1 protein-coding gene is annotated in these 19968 nt (G+C 74.9%); it reads left to right on the plus strand.

Features of this window, described 5'->3' with window-relative positions:
• Positions 1 to 456 precede the first annotated feature (456 nt).
• On the plus strand, positions 457 to 19968 hold a 19512-nt coding region (locus ACFVFS_RS19020), incomplete at its 3' end, for an SDR family NAD(P)-dependent oxidoreductase (protein WP_380625538.1).

Here is a 19968-nt window from a genome sequence, read left to right on the forward strand (position 1 = left end):
TCGAGGACGTTCTTCCGCGCGAGTGCGAATGGGATTCTAGGGCGTTGCACCGGTGGCGTCGACGGTGCGTGAACCCGGCCCTGCCGCAGGGGTGAAGGCATATGACGGCGTGATGTGCATCGTTTGAGACAGCCTTCGTAGGCCCTATGGCGATGGCGTGATGTTGCTGCCATGCTCATTTGCGCGGCGGGACGATCATCGCCTCGGCTGCCCCTCTGCCCAGCGCACCAGTGCATCCTCCTCGGAGAGCGTCGCCAACGCTGTCGCCTTTTCGAGGACCGCTCCACTGATCCAGGCGCCCGAAGCGCGGTCGAGTCCGGGTTCGGATACCACCGGGGCGCCGGGCTGCCCGCGCGCTCGACGATCCGGCCGTTCGCGCGGTCGGAGCCGCACCACCGGGACTGCTACGGAAACACCCTGCCTTCCTTCGTTCCCCGGCTCACGAGGTGTCGATTGATGCGCTTCCCCTTGGATTCGGACGCTGACCGTGTCGCTGTCATCGGAATGGCGGGCAGGCTGCCGAAAGCCCCGGATCCGGAGGCGTTCTGGCGGCTGCTGTGCGACGGGGCCGACGCGATCACCGCGCCGCCCGCGGGCCGGCAGGGCGTACGGCGCGGCGGCTACCTGGAGCGGGTGGACGGCTTCGACGCGGCGTTCTTCGGTGTGTCCCCCCGCGAGGCCGCCGGCATGGACCCGCAGCAGCGGCTCATGCTCGAACTCGCCTGGGAGGCCCTGGAGGACGCCCGGATCGTGCCGGGCACGCTGACGGACGGCCCGACGGGGGTGTTCGTCGGCGCGATGTGGGAGGACTACACGTCCCTGGCCTACCCCGGTCACATCACGCCGCACACGCTGACCGGCACCAGCCGGGGCGTCATCGCCAACCGCGTCTCGCACTTCCTCGGTGTACGCGGACCGAGCATGACGGTCGACACGGCCCAGTCGTCGGCGCTGGTCGCGGTGCATCTGGCGGTCGAGAGCCTGCGGCGCGGAGAATCGGCGCTCGCCCTGGCCGGCGGGGTGAACCTCAACCTGACCGCCGCCCGTGAGGAGGGAGCGGTGGAGTTCGGCGGCCTGTCCCCGGACGACCGCTGCTTCACCTTCGACGCCCGGGCCAACGGCTTCGTCCGCGGCGAGGGCGGCGCCTTCCTCGTCCTGAAACCGCTGGACCGGGCCCTGGCCGACGGGGACCGCGTCTACGGTGTCATCCGGGGCAGCGCGGTCAACAACGACGGCGCCACCCGGGGCCTGACCGTGCCCAGCACGCAGGCCCAGGAACAGGTCATCCGCGAGGCACTGGCCCGCGCCGGCGTGCGTCCCGCGGATGTGCAGTACGTGGAGCTGCACGGCACCGGCACCGCGGTCGGCGACCCCGTCGAGGCCGCCGCCCTCGCGGCGGCCTACCGCGATCCGGCCGAGTCCGTCGACGTCGACGTCGACGGTGCCCTGCGGGTCGGATCCGCCAAGACGAACGTCGGCCACCTGGAAGGCGCCGCGGGCATCGTCGGCCTGCTCAAGGCCGTCCTCAGCGTGCACCACCGCGCACTGCCGCCGAGCCTGAACCACGAAACCCCCAACCCCGGCATCCCCCTCGACGCCCTGGCGCTGCGGGTCCAGACCGCGCTGACCCCCTGGCCGCGGCCGGACGCGCCGCTGCTCGCCGGCGTGTCCTCGTTCGGCATGGGCGGCACCAACGCGCACGTGATCGTCGAGCAGGCGCCTGATGCCGCCGCGCCCCCGGCCCGGCGGCCCGCCCCCGAGGCCCGGCCGGCGCCGTGGATCGTCACGGCGCGGACCAAGCCGGCGCTCCGAGCGCAGATCGAGCGCCTGCACGCACACGTGCGCAGCCACCCGGACCTGACCGGCGCCGAGGTCGCGCACGCGCTGGCCACCACCAGGACCCGCTTCGCGCACCGCGCGGTCCTGCTCGACTCCGCCCAGATCGCCACCGGCCGGGCCGGCACCCCGGGCCGTACCGTCTTCGTGTTCCCCGGCCAGGGCGCGCAGTGGGTCGGCATGGGCCGGGAGCTGTACGACGCGTACCCCGTCTTCCGGGCCGCCATGGACGAGTGCGCCCAGGCCTTGGCCCCGTACACCGACTGGTCCCTGGCCGATGTCCTGGACGGCGCCCCGCTCGACCGCGTGGACGTCGTGCAGCCCGCCCTGTTCGCGGTGATGGTGTCCCTGGCGGCACTGTGGCGCTCCTTCGGTGTCGAGCCCGACGCGGTGGTCGGGCACTCGCAGGGCGAGATCGCCGCGGCCTGCGTCGCGGGCGCGCTGCCGCTGTCCGACGCGGCCCGGATCGTGGCACTGCGCAGCCGCGCGCTGGTGGCGCTGACCGGCCGGGGCGGCATGGTGTCGGTGGCCCTGTCCGCCGAGCGGGCCGAGGAGCACGTGGCGCGCTGGGGCGGCGCGCTGACGGTCGCCGTGGTCAACGCCACCGGCTCGGTCGTGGTGTCGGGTGACACGCAGGCCCTGTCCGAACTGGTGGAGTCCTGTGAAGCGGACGGCATCCGCGCCCGCGTCGTCCCGGTGGACTACGCCTCCCACTCCGCGCACGTCGAGGCGATCCGCGAGCGGCTGCACACCGAACTGGGCGGGGTGCGGCCGCGGCGGGGCACCGTTCCCTACTACTCCGCGGTCACCGGCGGCCTGCTCGACGACACCACGGAGCTCGACGCCGGCTACTGGTACCGCAACCTGCGCGAGCCGGTCCGCTTCGACCTGGCCACCGCCGCACTGCTGGCGGACGGGCACGGCGTCGTGGTCGAGGTCAGCCCGCACCCGGTGCTGCTGCCCGCCCTCGAACAGAGCCTGGAACAGGCCCGCGAGCGGACCGGCGTGCCCGGCGTCGCCACCGGCACGCTGGGCCGTGACCGGGGCGGGCCGGAGGCCTTCCTGACCGCGCTGTCCCGGCTGTTCGTGGCCGGCGTGCCGGTCGACTGGTCCCCGGCCGTCGCCGGGGCCGCGCCGGTCGACCTGCCCACGTACGCCTTCCAACGCCGTTCGTACTGGCTGCCCGAAGCGACGGCCGGGCAGGGCGCACAGACCCCGGCCGGTCCGGAGAGCCGCGACACCGGGGCAGGCGGCACGGACCCGGACGCCCTGGACACAGGCGAACCCGAGCCGGGCGACCCGACCGACGCGGCCGCCGTGGTCACCGCGCAGATCGCGCTCGTGCTGGGCCACGAGAACCCCGTGGACATCGATCCCGCGCTCACCTTCAAGGAGCTCGGCTTCGACTCGGTCACCGGGCTCGAACTGCGCAACCGCCTGGCGGGCGCCCTGGACCGGCGCCTCCCCTCCGGTCTCGTCTTCGACCACCCGACGCCCGCGGAGCTGATCGACTGGCTGCGCACCGGTCCCGGTGACCGGTCGGCCCCCGCCGCCCCGGCCGTCGCCCGGGCCGCCCACGACGACCCGGTCGTCATCGTGGGGATGGGCTGCCGCTTCCCCGGCGGGGTGGCCTCGCCGGACGACCTGTGGCGGATCGTCGCGGAGGGCGTGGACGCGATCGGCGACTTCCCGACCGACCGCGGCTGGGACCTGGGCGGCCTGTACGACCCGGACCTGCGCGGCGCGGGCACCACGTACACCACCCGGGGCGGGTTCCTGGAGGCGGTGGCCGGCTTCGACGCCCCGTTCTTCGGCATCTCGCCGCGCGAGGCGCTCGCCATGGACCCGCAGCAGCGGCTCGTGCTGGAGACGGCCTGGGAGACCTTCGAGCACGCCGGGATCGACCCGGCCTCGCTGCGCGGCAGCCACACCGGCGTGTTCACCGGCGTCTGGTCGTCCGGCTACGCGACCGGGCCGGGCCTGCCGGAGGACCTGGAGGGCTACCTGTTCACCGGCGTCGCGACCAGCGTCACGTCCGGCCGGGTCGCCTACCACCTCGGGCTGCGCGGTCCGGCGCTGTCCGTGGACACCGCCTGCTCGTCGTCCCTGGTCGCCGTCCACCTGGCCGCCCAGGCCCTGCGCGCGGGCGAGTGCTCGCTGGCGCTCGCCGGAGGTGTCACGATCATGGCGACGCCGCTGGGCTTCACCGAGTTCTCCCGCCAGCACGGCCTCGCGGCGGACGGCCGCTGCAAGCCCTTCGCCGCTGCGGCCGACGGCACCAGCTGGGCCGAGGGCGCAGGCCTGGTGCTGCTGGAACGTTTCTCCGACGCCCGCCGCCACGGCCACCGGGTGCTGGCGGTCGTCGCGGGAAGCGCGGTCAACCAGGACGGCGCGTCCAACGGACTGACCGCGCCGAACGGTCCGTCGCAGGAGCGGGTGATCCGTCAGGCCCTCGCCAATGCCGGGTTGGAGCCGTCCGAGGTGGACGCGGTGGAGGCGCACGGCACCGGTACCACCCTCGGCGACCCCATCGAGGCCCACGCCCTGCTGGCCGCCTACGGCCGGGAACGGGTGGAGCCGTTGTGGCTGGGGTCGGTGAAGTCCAACATCGGCCACACCCAGGCCGCCGCCGGCGTCGCGGGCCTGATCAAGATGGTCATGGCGCTGCGGCACGGCGAACTGCCGCGAACCCTGCACGTGGACGCGCCCACGCCGCACGTCGACTGGGCCTCCGGCGGCGTCCGGCTGCTGACCGGGGCCCGGCCGTGGCCGGAGCACGGGCACCCGCGCCGCGCCGGCATCTCGGCGTTCGGCATCAGCGGCACCAACGCCCACCTGATCATCGAGCAGCCCCCCGAGCCGGGCCCCGGCCACCGTCCCGAACCCGCCGGCCGGGCCGCCCCCACCGCCTGGCTGCTGTCCGCGAAGACCGACGCCGCGCTGCGCGCCCAGGCCGAGCGGCTGCACGCGTACGCGACCGCCCACCCCGACGTCCCGGCCGCCGCGATCAGCCGCGCTCTGGCCGCCCGTACCCGGTTCGAGCGCCGGGCCGCGGTGGTCGGCGCCGACCGGGACGACCTGCTGTCCGGCCTGGCCGCGCTCCCGTCGGGCCTGCCGGGCCTTCCGGGGCTTCCGGCCCGTACCGGCGGGACCGTGTTCGTCTTCCCCGGACAGGGGGCGCAGTGGGCGGGCATGGGCCGTGACCTGTACGAGCAGTCCGAGGTCTTCCGGGCCGGCATCGACGCCTGCGCCGCCGCCCTGGCCCCGTACACCGACTGGTCGCTGGTCGACGAACTGCGCCACGGCTCGCTGGACCGCGTCGACGTGGTGCAGCCGGCCCTGTTCGCCGTCATGGTGGCGCTGGCCGACCTGTGGCGGTCCTACGGCGTGCGGCCGGACGCCGTGGTCGGCCACTCCCAGGCGGAGATCGCCGCCGCGTACGTCGCCGGAGCGCTGTCGCTGCGGGACGCCGCCAAGGTCGTGGCGGTGCGGTCCGGGGCGCTGGCCGCCATCGCCGACCGGGGCGGCATGGTGTCCCTCGCGCTGTCCGTCGACCAGGCGGCCGGCTACCTGGCCCGCTGGGGCGAGCGGCTGACCACCGCGGTGGTGAACGGACCCGCGGCGGTCGTGGTGTCCGGCGGCCCCGACGTGCTGGACGACCTGCTGGCCGCCTGCGAGGCCGACGGCATCCGCGCCCGCCGGCTGCCCGTCAACTACGCCGCCCACTCCGCGCAGGTCGAGGCGATCCGCGAGCACCTGCTCACCGAACTGGCCGACATCACGCCCGACGCCGCGGCGGTCCCGTTCTACTCCACGGTCACCGGCGAGCCGCTCGACACCTCGGCCCTCGACGCCGGCTACTGGTACCGCAACCTCCGCGAACCCGTACGGTTCGACCTGGCCACCGCCCGGCTCACCGCCGACGGCCACGAGCTGTTCCTGGAGGTCAGCCCGCACCCGGTGCTGGTGCCCGCGCTGGATGTCGCCGCCACCGGCACCCTGCGCCGCGACCACGGCGGGCTCACCGAGTTCTTCGCCGCGGCGGGACGCCTCTACGCCGCCGGAGCCGACGTCGACTGGACGCCGCTCCTGCCCCGCACCGCACCCGGGGCGGACCTGCCCACGTACGCGTTCCAGCGCGAGCCCTACTGGGTGACCGCGACCCCGCCGGTGCCCCGTGACGACCGGCGGTACGAGGTGGCCTGGGCGCCGGTGAGCGGTACCGAGGCCCCGGTGGACCCGGCTCGCTGGCTCGTCCTGGCCGAGGCCGGGCACCCGTGGGCCGAGGCCCTGCGCGAACGGGGCTTCGCGGTGGCCGACACCTGGGACGCCGCCGACACCGGGGGCGCCCGGCCCGGGCCGGACGGTGTGCTGTCGCTGCTGGCGCTGGACGAGGAGCCGCACCCCGACCACCCGGTGCTCCCGGCGGGCCTGGTCCGCACCCTGGACCTGGTCCGAACCCTGGACCCGGCGAGGACCCCGGACCCGGCGCGGACCCCGGACCCGGCGCGCAGCCTGGCCCCGGTGAGGACGGCGGCCGTCCCGCTGTGGTGTGCGACAAGCGGCGCCGTGAGCACCTCGGGCACCGACCCGGTCACCGGCCCGGCCCAGGCCCTGGCGTGGGGCACCGGCGCGTCCGCGGCGCTGGAGTTCCCGCACGGCTGGGGCGGCCTGGTCGACCTTCCCGCCGTGCCCGACGAGGAGAGCGTGAACGCGCTGCTCGTCGCGCTCGCCGACCCGGGCGAGGACCAGGTGGCGATCCGCGGCACCCGGCGCTTCGCCAAGCGGCTGCGCCGCAAGGCCGCCTCGGGCCCGGCCGCGCGGTCCTGGCGGCCCCGGGGCACGGTGCTGGTCACCGGAGGCACCGGCGCGCTCGGCGGACACCTGGCCCGCCGCCTCGCGCGGCAGGGCGCGGAGCACCTCGTGCTGGCCTCCCGCCGCGGCCCCGACGCACCCGGCGCGGCCGGCCTGCGTGCCGAACTGGAGGCGGCCGGGGCGCGGGTGACGGTGGCGGCGTGCGACGTGGCCGACCGGGGCGCCCTGCGGGACCTCGTCGAGCGCGTCGGCGACGTCCGCGCGGTCTTCCACACCGCCGGCGTGATCAGGGCGACCAGGCTGGCCGACACGACGCCGGCGGAGTTCGCCGAGGTCGTCGCGGCCAAGGTCGCCGGGGCGGCGAACCTGGCGGAACTCCTGCCGGACCTCGACGCCTTCGTCCTGTTCTCCTCCACCGCGGGCGTGTGGGGCGACGGCCACGGCGCGGCCTACGCCGCCGGCAACGCCTTCCTCGACGCCCTGGCCGCCCAGCACCGCGCCCGGGGCCGCGCCACGACCTCCGTCGCGTGGGGCATCTGGGCCGAAGGCGGCATGGCGGCCCTGGAGTCCGTGCAGCGCCAGCGCGCCCTGCTCGGCCTCGGCGAACTGGACCCGGATCGGGCACTCGACGCGCTGCAGGACGTCCTCGACCACGACGAGGCCCTCGCGGTCGTCACCGAGGCCGACTGGGCGCAGTTCGCCCGCGCCTACACCCACGCGCGGCCGAGCCGGCTGCTGCGGGACCTGCCCGACGCCCACGGCCGGCCGCAGGCCCCCCGGCCGGCGCCCCCCGCCGGCGGCACCGACCTGCTGGAGCTGATCACCACCCACGCCGCCGGGGTGCTGGGACACGCCACCCCCGAGCGGCTCGACCCCCGGCAGGCGTTCAAGGACCTGGGCTTCGACTCCCTGACCGCGGTGGAACTGCGCAACCGCCTGACCGCCGCGCTCGGGGTGAACCTGCCCGCCACCCTCGTCTTCGACCACCCCACCCCGGCCCGGCTGGCCGCCCACCTGTCCGGCGCGTCCGGCGAGCAGGACGCGCCGCGGGCCCCGGCCCCGGCCGCGACCGACGAGCCGATCGCGGTCATCGGCATGGGCTGCCGCTACCCCGGAGGCGTCGCCACCCCCGAGGACTTGTGGCGGCTGGTCGCGGACGGCGTGGACGCGATCGGCGACTTCCCGGCCGACCGGGGATGGGACCTCGACCGCCTCTACGACCCGACGGGAAGCCGCCCCCGCACGTCGAGCACGTCCCGGGGCGGCTTCCTCGACGCCGCCGGCGACTTCGACGCGGCGTTCTTCGGGATATCGCCCCGCGAGGCGCTCGCCATGGACCCGCAGCAGCGCATCCTGCTGGAGACCGCGTGGGAGGCCGTCGAGTACGCCGGTATCGACCCGACCACGCTGGAGGGCACACCCACCGGCGTGTTCACCGGCATCTGGTCCACCGGCTACGCCGCCGGGCCGGTCCCCGACGACCTGGAGGGCTACCAGGTCACCGGCACCGCGTCGAGCGTGGGGTCCGGCCGGCTGGCGTACCAGCTGGGCCTGCTCGGCCCGGCACTGTCCCTGGACACCGGCTGCTCCTCGTCCCTGGTGGCCCTGCACCTGGGCGCCCAGGCGCTGCGCTCGGGAGAATGCTCCTTCGCCCTGGTCGGCGGCGTCACCGTCAACGCGGCGCCCACGCTGTTCACCGAGATGTCCCGGCAGGGGGCGAGCGCGCCCGACGGCCGCTGCAAGCCCTTCGCCGCCGCGGCCGACGGGGCCGGCTGGGCCGAGGGCGCCGGCCTGCTGCTGCTGGAACGCCTGTCCGACGCCCGCCGCAACGGCCACGAGGTGCTGGCGGTCGTCCGGGGCTCCGCCACCAACCAGGACGGCGCCTCCAACGGTCTGACCGCGCCGAACGGTCCGTCGCAGGAGCGGGTGATCCGTCAGGCCCTCGCCAATGCCGGGTTGGAGCCGTCCGAGGTGGACGCGGTGGAGGCCCACGGCACGGGCACCACGCTCGGCGATCCCATCGAGGCGCAGGCACTGCTGGCGACCTATGGCCGGGACCGGGTGGAGCCGTTGTGGCTGGGGTCGGTGAAGTCGAACATCGGCCACACCCAGGCGGCGGCCGGTATGGCCGGTGTGATCAAGATGGTCATGGCGCTGCGGCACGGCGAACTGCCGCGAACCCTCCACGTGGACGCGCCCACGCCGCATGTCGACTGGGCCTCCGGCGCGGTCCGCCTGCTCACCGAACCGGTCGCCTGGCCCGGGACCGGGCGGCCGCGGCGGGCCGCCGTCTCCGCCTTCGGCATCAGCGGCACCAACGCCCACGTCATTATCGAGCAGAGCATCCTCGAACAGCCCGCCGAGGCCGACACCGCCGCACCCGCTCCCCGGGGCCGCGCGGACGACCGGGTCCTCTGGCCGCTGTCGGCCAGGTCCGGGGCGGCGTTGCGGGAGCAGGCGCGCCGGCTGGGCGCCTTCACCGCCGTTCATCCCGAGGTGGGTTCGGCGGCGGTCGGGGGCGCTCTGGCCGCCCGCACCGCGTTCGAGCACCGGGCCGTGGTGGTGGGCGCCGCCGCGGCCCTGGACGCCCTGGCGGAGGGCGGCACGGCGCCGGGTCTGGTCACCGGGAACGCCCGTCCGCTGGGTCGGTCGGTGTTCGTGTTCCCGGGGCAGGGCGCGCAGTGGGTGGGGATGGGCGGGGAGTTGTACGCCTCGGAGCCGGTGTTCCGGGAGGTGGTCGACGCGTGTGACGCGGCGTTGGCGCCGTTCACGGACTGGTCGTTGGTGGAGGTGCTGACGGGCGGTGGTTCGCTGGAGCGGGTGGATGTGGTGCAGCCCGCCCTGTTCGCCGTGATGGTGGCGCTGGCCGCAGTGTGGCGTGCGCACGGTGTGGAGCCGGATGCCGTCGTCGGGCATTCGCAGGGCGAGATCGCGGCGGCGTACGTGGCCGGCGCGTTGTCCCTGGACGACGCCGCCAAGGCCGTCGCCCTGCGCAGCAGGGCCCTGGTCGCCCTGGCCGGACACGGCGGCATGGTCTCGGTCGTACTGGCCGCGGACGACGCCGCCGACTACCTGAGTCCCTGGGGCGAGAGGATCACCGTCGCGGTGGTGAACTCCGCCTCGACCGTCGTGGTGTCCGGCGAACCCGGGGCCCTGGACGAACTGCTGGCAGCCTGCGCCAAGGACGGCATCCGCGCCCGCGCCATCCCCGTCGACTACGCGGCGCACTCGGCGCAGGTCGAGGCGATCCGCGAGCAGCTGCTCACCGAACTGGCCGACCTCAGGCCCCACGCGGCGGCGGTCCCGTTCTACTCCACGGTGACCGGCGAGCCGCTCGACACCTCTGCCCTCGACGCCGGCTACTGGTACCGCAACCTCCGCGAACCCGTACGGTTCGACCTGGCCACCGCCCGGCTCACCGCCGACGGTCACGAGGTGTTCGTGGAAGTCAGCCCGCACCCGGTGCTGGTGCAGGACCTGGACGGCGTGGCGACCGGCACCCTGCGCCGCGACCACGGCGCCGTCGGGGAGTTCCACACCGCCCTGGCCCGTCTCCACGTCCAGGGCGTCGCCGTGACCTGGCCGCACGACCGCCCGTGCGGCGTCAGGCTGCCGGGCTACGCCTTCCAGCGCAGCACCTACTGGCTCACCCCCGCGGCCGGCGACCACGGCACCGGGCACCCGCTGGTGGGCACCGCGGTCGAACTGCCCGACGGGACCACCGTGCACAGCGGCCGCGTCTCCACCCGCACCCACCCCTGGCTGGCCGACCACGCCGTCGACGGCACGGTCCTGCTGCCGGGCACCGCCTTCCTCGAACTCGCCACTCTGGCCGGCGGGACCCTCGACGACCTCGTTCTCCACCTGCCCCTCGTGCTCTCGGACACGCCCACGGACATCCAGGTCTCGGCCGGCGCGCCGGACGACGCGGGCCGCCGTCCGGTCACCGTGTACTCCAGGGGCGGCGACGGCTGGGTCCGCCACGCGTCCGGAACCCTCGGCGGCCGGGTGGCGCCCGGTCGCTCCGACCGGCCCGCGGGGAACGCCGAACCCGTGGACCCCGAAGGGTTCTACGCCTACCTCGCCGGACTCGGGTACCAGTACGGACCCGCGTTCCGGGGCGTGCGGGAGCTGTGGCGGGGCGAGGACGACCTGTACGCCGAGGTGTCCGTCCCCGACGGCGCCGGCTTCGGCCTCCACCCCGCGCTCCTGGACGCCGCCCTCCAGCCGCTGATCCTGCTCGGCCCCGACACCCGGGTCCGGCTGCCGTTCTCCTTCTCCGGCGTCGCCGTGCACACCACCGGTGTGTCGTCCGCCCGGGTCCACCTGGTCCGCACGGGCACGGACACCTATCGCGCGACGCTGACCGACCTGTCCGGCAACCCGGTCGCGGACATCACCGCGCTGACCGTCCGTCCGGCCGCCGGGGCCCGGGCCGCGGTGCTGCGCACCCGGTGGACGCCCCTCACCGCGAGCCCGCCGGTCCAGGTGGTGCCGAGCCCGGTCCTCACCGCGGAAGCCGACGCGGACTCCGTGCACGCCCTCGTCCAGCGGGCCCGCGCGCTCGTCCAGGACTTCCTGGCCGAGCAGCCGGAGCAGCCGGAGCGGCCGGAGCGGGCGGCCGCACGCCTGGCCGTCCTGACCCGCGGCGTGGCCGGCGCGGCCGTGCGCGGCCTGGTCCGCAGCGCCGCCGCCGAGCACCCCGGCCGGTTCGTCCTGGTCGACCTGGGCGAGGCGTCCGAGGAGGAAGCGGTCCGGGCCGCCACGACAGCGGGCGACGAACCCGAACTGGCCCTGCGCCGGGACGGCGTCCTCGTGCCGCGGCAGGCCGGGTACGCGCCGGAACTGACCGCCCCCGACGGCGCGTACCGGCTCAGCGAGTCCGGCACCGGCCAACTGGACGACCTGGCCCTGCTGCCCTGGCAGGAGGCCGCGCTGGAACCCGGACAGGTACGGGTCGCCGTCCGCGCGGCCGGCCTGAACTTCCGCGACGTGCTCATCACCCTCGGCATGTACCCGGACCGGCCCCCGCTGGGCGGCGAAGCGGCCGGCACCGTCGTCGAGGTCGGCCCCGGCGTCACGGCCTGGCGGCCCGGCGACCGCGTCATGGGACTGATGCCCGGCGCCTTCGGGCCGCGCGCGGTCGCCGACCACCGGCTCCTGACGGCGGTCCCCGACGGCTGGAGCTTCACCGGGGCGGCCTCGGTGCCCGTCGCGTTCACCACCGCCTGGTACGGGCTGTTCGACCTCGGCGAACTGCGCCCCGGCGACCGGGTCCTGGTCCACTCCGGCGCGGGCGGTGTGGGCATGGCCGCCGTCCGGTTGGCCCTGAACAGCGGCGCGGAGGTCTTCGCCACCGCGAGCCCCGCCAAGCGGGACACCCTGCGGAGCCTCGGACTGGCGGACGACCACATCGGTTCGTCCCGCGACACCCGGTTCGCCGACCGGTTCCCGCCCATGGACGTCGTCCTCAACTCGCTCGCGGGAGAACTCACCGACGCCTCCCTGCGGCTGCTCGCCGACGGCGGACGGTTCGTCGAACTGGGCAAGACGGACGTCCGCTCACCCGAGGGCCTGAGCTACCGGGCCTTCGACCTCAACGACGTCGACCCCGCGCGGCAGGGCGAGATCCTCTCCGGGGTCGTGGCGATGCTCGCCGACGGGACGCTGGAGCCGCTGCCGGTCACCGCCGCGGACCTCCGCCAGGCCGTCGCCTCCTTCCGGCTGATGAGCCGGGCCCGCCACACCGGCAAGATCGTCCTCACCGTCCCCCGGCCGATCGACCCCGACGGCACCGTGCTGATCACCGGCGGTACCGGCACCCTCGGCCAGGCCGTGGCCCGGCACCTGGTGTCCCGCTACGGGGTGCGGCACCTGCTGCTCGTCAGCCGCGGCGGCGGCGCGGTGCCGAATCCGGGGCCGCACGGGGATGTCGACACGCGGGTGGTGGCCTGTGACGTCGCGGACCGGGACGCGCTGGCGGCCGTACTGGACGCGATCCCGGCCGAGCACCCGCTGACCGCCGTCGTCCACGCGGCCGGCGTGCTCGACGACACCGTGGTGGAACGGCTGACCGTGGAGCAGCTCGATCGGGTACTGCGTCCCAAGGTCGACGGCGCCTGGCACCTGCACGAGCTGACCCGTGGGCACGACCTCGCCGCCTTCGTACTGTTCTCCGCGGCCGCGGGTGTCCTCGGCAACGCCGGCCAGGCAGGCTACGCGGCCGCGAACTCCTACCTCGACGCGTTCGCCGCACACCGGCAGGCCCTCGGACTGCCCGCCGTGTCGATGGCCTGGGGCCACTGGGCACAGGAGAGCGGCATGACCGCCCACCTCACCGCGGCCGACCGCCGGCGCCTCGCCCGCAAGGGCATCCACCCCATGAGCACCGAACGCGCCCTGGCCATGTTCGACACCGCGCTGGCCTCGGGACGTCCCGCGCTGACCACGGCCGACCTCGCGATGCCGCAGGCCCTGCCGACGCCGAAGGCCCCCGCGTCGGACCTGCTGTCCCTGGTCGCCGCCCACACCGCCACCGTCCTCGGCCACTCCGACGCCGCCGCGATCACCCCCGGACTCGCCTTCCGCGACCTCGGCTTCGACTCCCTGACCGCCGTCGAACTGCGCAACCGCCTCGCCGGCGCCACCGGCCTGCGGCTGCCCGCGACCCTGGTCTTCGACCATCCCACCCCCGCCGACCTCGCTGACCACCTCACCGCCCAACTCTCCGGTGCGGGCGGGGGTGTGGTGCCGGTGGTGCCAGTGGTGCCGGTGGGGGTCGCGGTGTCGGCCGATCCGGTGGTGATCGTGGGGATGGGGTGCCGGTTGCCGGGCGGGGTGGGGTCGCCGGAGGAGTTGTGGGGTGTGGTGTCGGGTGGGGTGGATGCGATCGGGGGGTTTCCGGGGGATCGGGGGTGGGATGTCGAGGGGTTGTTCCATCCGGATGCTGATCATCCGGGGACGTCGTACACGCGGGCGGGTGGTTTCCTCGCGGACGCGGCGGGGTTCGACGCGGACTTCTTCGGGATCTCGCCACGTGAGGCGTTGGCGATGGATCCGCAGCAGCGGGTGCTGCTGGAGACGGCGTGGGAGACGTTCGAGGACGCGGGGATCGATCCGACGTCGTTGCGGGGAAGTCAGACCGGTGTGTTCACCGGTATCTGGTCCTCCGGCTACGTCGGCAGCCCCGACCAGGCGCCGCCCGACACCGAGGGCTATCTCGCCACCGGCATCGCGCCGAGCATCACCTCCGGCCGGGTCTCCTACCTGCTGGGCCTCCAGGGCCAGGCCGTGTCCGTCGACTCCGCCTGCTCCTCGTCACTGATGGCGATCCACCTCGCCGCGCAGGCACTGCGCTCGGGGGAGTGCACACTCGCCCTGGCCGGCGGGGTGACGGTGAGCGTGACCCCCCTGCAGTTCACGGAGTTCTCCCGCCAGCGCGCCCTGGCCCCTGACGGCCGGTGCAAGCCCTTCTCGTCGACGGCCGATGGTACGGCGTGGGGTGAGGGCGCGGGGCTGGTGCTGCTGGAGCGGTTGTCGGACGCCCGTCGCAACGGTCACCGGGTGCTGGCTGTGGTGCGGGGTTCGGCGGTCAATCAGGACGGGGCGTCGAACGGGCTGACCGCGCCGAACGGTCCGTCGCAGGAGCGGGTGATCCGGCAGGCGCTGGCGAATGCCGGGTTGGAGCCGTCCGAGGTGGACGCGGTGGAGGCGCACGGTACGGGGACGACGCTCGGCGACCCGATCGAGGCGCAGGCGCTGCTGGCGACCTACGGTCAGGGGCGGGTGGAGCCGTTGTGGCTGGGGTCGGTGAAGTCGAACATCGGGCACACGCAGGCCGCGGCCGGTGTGGCGGGCGTGATCAAGATGGTCATGGCGATGCGGCACGGCGAACTGCCGCCGACGCTGCACGTCCAGGAGCCCACGCCGCATGTCGAGTGGGACACCGGTGACATCCGGCTGCTGACCGAGGCCCGGCCGTGGCCGGAGACGGGGCGTCCCCGCCGCGCGGGCATCTCGGCCTTCGGGGCCAGCGGCACCAACGCCCACGTCGTCATCGAGCAGTTCCCGGAGGAAACCCCCGGACAACCCGCCGCGGACGACTCCGCGGAGCCCACCGTGTGGCTGCTGTCCGGCAAGACGGACGACGCCCTCCGCGCCCAGGCCCGACGGCTCACGGACCACCTCACCGCCCACCCCGGACTCCGGCCGGCCGCGATCGGCCGGGCCCTCGCCACCACCCGCACCATGCTCGCCCACCGGGCGGCTCTGGTGGGCAGCACCCGGACCGACCTCATGGCGGAACTGGCCGCCCTCGCCGACGGAGACCCCCGCGTCATCACGGGTGTGGCCGGTTCGCCGGGTCGGTCGGTGTTCGTGTTTCCGGGGCAGGGTGCGCAGTGGGTGGGGATGGGTGGGGAGTTGTACGCCTCGGAGCGGGTGTTCCGGGAGGCGGTGGACGCGTGTGACGCGGCGTTGGCGCCGTTCACGGACTGGTCGTTGGTGGAGGTGCTGACGGGGGGTGGTTCGCTGGAGCGGGTGGATGTGGTGCAGCCCGCCTTGTTCGGGGTGATGGTGGCGCTGGCGGAGCTGTGGCGTGCGCATGGTGTGCAGCCGGATGCGGTGGTCGGGCATTCGCAGGGGGAGATCGCGGCGGCGTACGTGGCGGGGGCGTTGTCGTTGGAGGACGCCGCGAAGGTGGTGGCGTTACGGAGCAGGGCGCTGGTCGCGCTGGCGGGTCGGGGCGGGATGGTGTCGGTCGGTCTCGGGCACGAGCGGGCCGCCGCCTTCGTGGCCCGCTGGGAGGGCCGGCTGACGGTGGCGGTGGTCAACGCCCCCGGTTCGGTCGTCGTGTCGGGGGACCTGGACGCGCTGGACGAACTGCTGACGTCCTGTGAGGCCGACGGTGTCCGCGCCCGCCGTCTGCCCGTCGACTACGCGGCGCACTCCGCCCAGGTCGAGGCGATCCGCGAGCAGTTGCTCACCGACCTCGCCGGGATCGAGCCGCACCCGGCGGTCATCCCGTTCCACTCCACGGTGACCGGCGAGGAGATCGACACCTCCGCCCTCGACGCCGATTACTGGTACCGCAACCTCCGCGAACCCGTGCGCTTCGACCTCGCCGTCGAGGCTCTTGCACAGGACCGGCACGGCGTGTTCGTGGAGGTCAGCCCGCACCCCGTCCTGGTGCCGGTGATCGACGGCGTCGCGACCGGCACTCTGCGCCGCGGCGGAGGCAGGCCGGAGTTCCACCTCGCCCTGGCGCGCCTGCACACGCAAGGCGTGGCCGTCGACTGGACGCCGGTCCTCCCCGGAGAGCCTCACCACGTCCCGCTGCCGACGTACGCCTTCCAGCACCGGCCGTACTGGCTGAACCCCGCCGCCGCGAAGGGCGGCGACGTGTCGGCGGCGGGACTGGACTCGGCCGGGCACCCGCTGCTCGGGGCCGTCGTCGAACTGGCCGGGGAGCAGAGCGTCCTGCTCACGGGGCGGCTATCGACGGCCACCCGGCCGTGGCTGGCCGACCACGTCGTTCTGGGCTCCGTGCTGCTGCCCGGCACCGTGTTCGTCGAACTCGCCCTGCACGCCGGACGGCAGGCCGGCTGCGACGTTCTGGACGAACTGGTGCTGGAAGCCCCCGTGATCCTGCCGGACGACGGTTCCGTGCCGGTCCAGGTCGTCGTCGGCGCGCCGGACGGGACGGGCCGACGCCCCGTCGCCGTGCACTCGCGGACGGGCGGCACCTGGCTGCGGCACGCCACCGGCATGCTGGCGACCGGCGGCAGCCCCCACCCGTACGACACCGGCGAGCCCTGGCAGCCGGCCGGTGAGCCCGTCGACCTGACCGACTTCTACGACACCCTCGCCGCCCAGGGCTACGAGTACGGGCCGGTGTTCGCGGGCGTCCGCGAGATCCGGCGGCAGGGCGACGAGCTCTACGCCGAGGTGGCGCTGCCCGCCGACACCCGCGACCGCTTCGGTCTCCATCCCGCGCTGCTCGACGCCGCACTCCAGCCGCTGACCCTGCTGGCGGCCGGCCGCCTGCCGTTCTCCTTCGCCGGGGTGTCGATGCGGAAGGCCGGCTCCACGGCCCGGGTCCGCCTCACACCCACCGGCCCCGACACCTTCCGGGTCGCGCTCGCCGACGAATCCGGCCCACTGGCGGTGATCGAGGCGCTGAGCGTGCGCCACCGGCCGCCGGGTATGCCGGTCGCCGGGACCGACCAGCTCTTCCGCCTCGACTGGGTGCCCGTCGAGAGCACCGGCGAACCCCCGGCCGTCCACCACGTCACGCCCCCGGTGGGAGACCCCGTGGCGGCCGCGCACACCGTCGCCGCCGAGACGCTGGGCGTGCTCCAGGACTTCCTGCGCGACGGGGACGGCCGACTGGCCGTGGTGACCCGAGGGGCGGTCGGGCCGGACCCCGTCGACCTGCCGTCCAGCGTCGTCTGGGGCCTGGTCCGCGCGGCCCAGGCGGAACACCCCGACCGGTTCGTGCTCGTCGACACCGACGACCGCGTCCTCGTCGCGGGGGACGAACCGCAGCTCGTCGTGCGCGAGGGCGCCGCCAGCGCCGCCCGCCTGGTACGGGCCGAAGCGGCCCCGGCACCCGGCCCGCTCGATCCGAACGGCACCGTGCTGATCACCGGAGGCACCGGAACACTGGGCCGCCTCGTCGCCCGGCACCTGCGCGACCGGCACGGCATCCGGCACCTGCTCCTGCTCGGCAGGACCGCGGCGGAGGTCGACTTCGACGCCGAGGTGGTGGCCTGCGACGTGGCCGACCGGGACGCGCTGGCGGCCGTGCTGGACGCGATCCCGGCCGAGCATCCGCTGACCGCGGTCGTGCACGCGGCCGGAGTGCTCGACGACGGCGTCGTCGAATCCCTCACGCCCGGCCGGATCGACCGGGTGCTGCGGCCCAAGGCCGACGCCGCCTGGCACCTGCACGAGCTGACGAAGGACCTCGGCCTGAGCGCTTTCGTGCTCTTCTCGTCCGCCGCCGGTGTGCTGGGCGGCCCGGGCCAGGCGAACTACGCCGCCGCGAACGCCTTCCTGGACGCCCTCGCCGCGTACCGGCGTGCCCAGGGCCTGCCGGGGGTGTCGCTGGCCTGGGGCCACTGGGCCGAGGCCAGCGGGCTGACCGGACACCTCACCGACACCGACCGCAAGCGCCTCGCCCGCGCCGGCGTGCTGCCGATGCCCACGGACCAGGCGCTGGCACTGTTCGACCTGGCCCTGGGTGCTGCCGATCCCGCGCTGGTCCCCGCCCACCTCGACCTGTCGGCGGCGTCCACCCGCCCGCTGCTCAGCCGCCTCACCCGGACGAGGCACGCCCGGCGCACGGACCGGCCGGGCCTGGGCAGGGAACTGGCGGCCCTGTCCGGGACCGAGCAGCACAGCCGCGTCCTGGACCTGGTCACCGCCCAGACGGCCGCGGTCCTCGGCCACACCGACACCGCGGCTGTCGGCGCCGAGCGGGCCTTCAAGGACCTGGGCTTCGATTCGCTCACCGCGGTGGAGCTGCGCAACCGCCTGTCCGCGGTCGCCGGGGTACGGCTGCCCGCGACGATGGTCTTCGACCACCCGACCCCCGACGCGCTGGCCGGCCACCTGCGGAACCTCCTGCTCGGCGCCCGGCGCCAGGCCCCTGCCCCGCCCGTGCCGGTGGGTGCTGCGCTGTCGGGTGATCCGGTGGTGGTGGTCGGGCTGGGGGCCCGGTATCCGGGTGGGGTGGGGTCGGCCCAGGAGTTGTGGGACGTGGTGTCGGGCGGGGTGGACGCGGTCGGGGAGTTCCCGTCGGACCGCGGATGGGACGTGGGCCGTCTCTACGACCCGGCCGGTGGCCCGGGGAGGTCGTACACCCGGTGGGGCGGCTTCCTCGACTCCGCCACCGGCTTCGACGCCGACTTCTTCGGGATCTCGCCGCGTGAGGCGTTGGCGATGGATCCGCAGCAGCGGGTGCTGCTGGAGACGGTGTGGGAGACGTTCGAGGACGCGGGGATCGATCCGACGTCGCTGCGGGGCAGCCGGACGGGTGTCTTCACCGGCATCTGGTCCTCGGGCTACGGCGCCGGGGCGCAGCCGCCCGACCTGGAAGGCTACCTCTCGACGGGCACGGCGACGAGCGTGACCTCCGGGCGGGTGTCGTACCTGTTGGGGCTTGAGGGGCCGGCGGTGTCGGTGGACACGGCGTGTTCGTCGTCGCTGGTGGCGATCCATCTGGCGGCGCAGGCGCTGCGCTCGGGGGAGTGCTCGCTGGCGTTGGCCGGCGGTGTGACGGTGATGGCGACGCCGGCGGGGTTCGTGGAGTTCTCGCGGCAGCGGGGGCTTGCGGCGGATGGGCGGGTGAAGGCGTTCGCCGAGGCCGCCGATGGTACGGCGTGGGGTGAGGGCGCGGGGCTGGTGCTGCTGGAGCGGTTGTCGGACGCCCGTCGCAACGGTCACCGGGTGCTGGCGGTGGTGCGGGGTTCGGCGGTCAATCAGGACGGGGCGTCGAACGGGCTGACCGCGCCGAATGGTCCGTCGCAGGAGCGGGTGATCCGTCAGGCCCTCGCCAATGCCGGGTTGGAGCCGTCCGAGGTGGACGCGGTGGAGGCGCACGGCACGGGGACGACGCTCGGTGACCCCATTGAGGCGCAGGCGCTGCTGGCGACTTACGGCCAGGGGCGGGTGCAGCCGTTGTGGCTGGGGTCGGTGAAGTCGAACATCGGCCACACCCAGGCGGCGGCCGGTGTGGCGGGTGTGATCAAGATGGTCATGGCGATGCGGCACGGTGAACTGCCGCGGACCCTTCACGTGGACGCGCCGACCTCGCACGTCGACTGGGAGTCCGGGAGCGTCCGGCTGCTGACCGAGGCCCGGCCCTGGCCCGACAACGGCCGCCTGCGTCGAGCGGGCATCTCGGCGTTCGGCATCAGCGGTACCAACGCGCACGTGATCCTGGAGGAACCGGCCCCGGATCCGGCCGCTTCCGCGCCCGGGCCGGCGGCCGTCGTGCCGGTGCCGTGGCTGCTGTCGGCGAAGTCGGACGCGGCCCTGCGCGACCAGGCCCGCAGGCTGCGCGGGTTCCTCGCCGAACACCCCGGGGTCGCACCGGCCGAGGTGGCCGCGGACCTGGCCGCGCGGGCCCGGTTTCCGCACCGTGCGGTGCTGACGGACCCGGCCGGCCTGGACGCGCTGATCGACGGAAAGCCCGGAATCGTCACGGGCACGGCCTCCCCGGGCAGGTCGGCGTTCGTGTTCTCCGGTCAGGGTGGTCAGTGGGCGGGGATGGGGCGTGGCCTGTACCGGGTGTTCCCGGTGTTCGCGCGGGTG

Origin of the sequence: Kitasatospora sp. NPDC057692 (genome assembly GCF_042799475.1) — a bacterium.
GTDB lineage: Bacteria > Actinomycetota > Actinomycetes > Streptomycetales > Streptomycetaceae > Kitasatospora.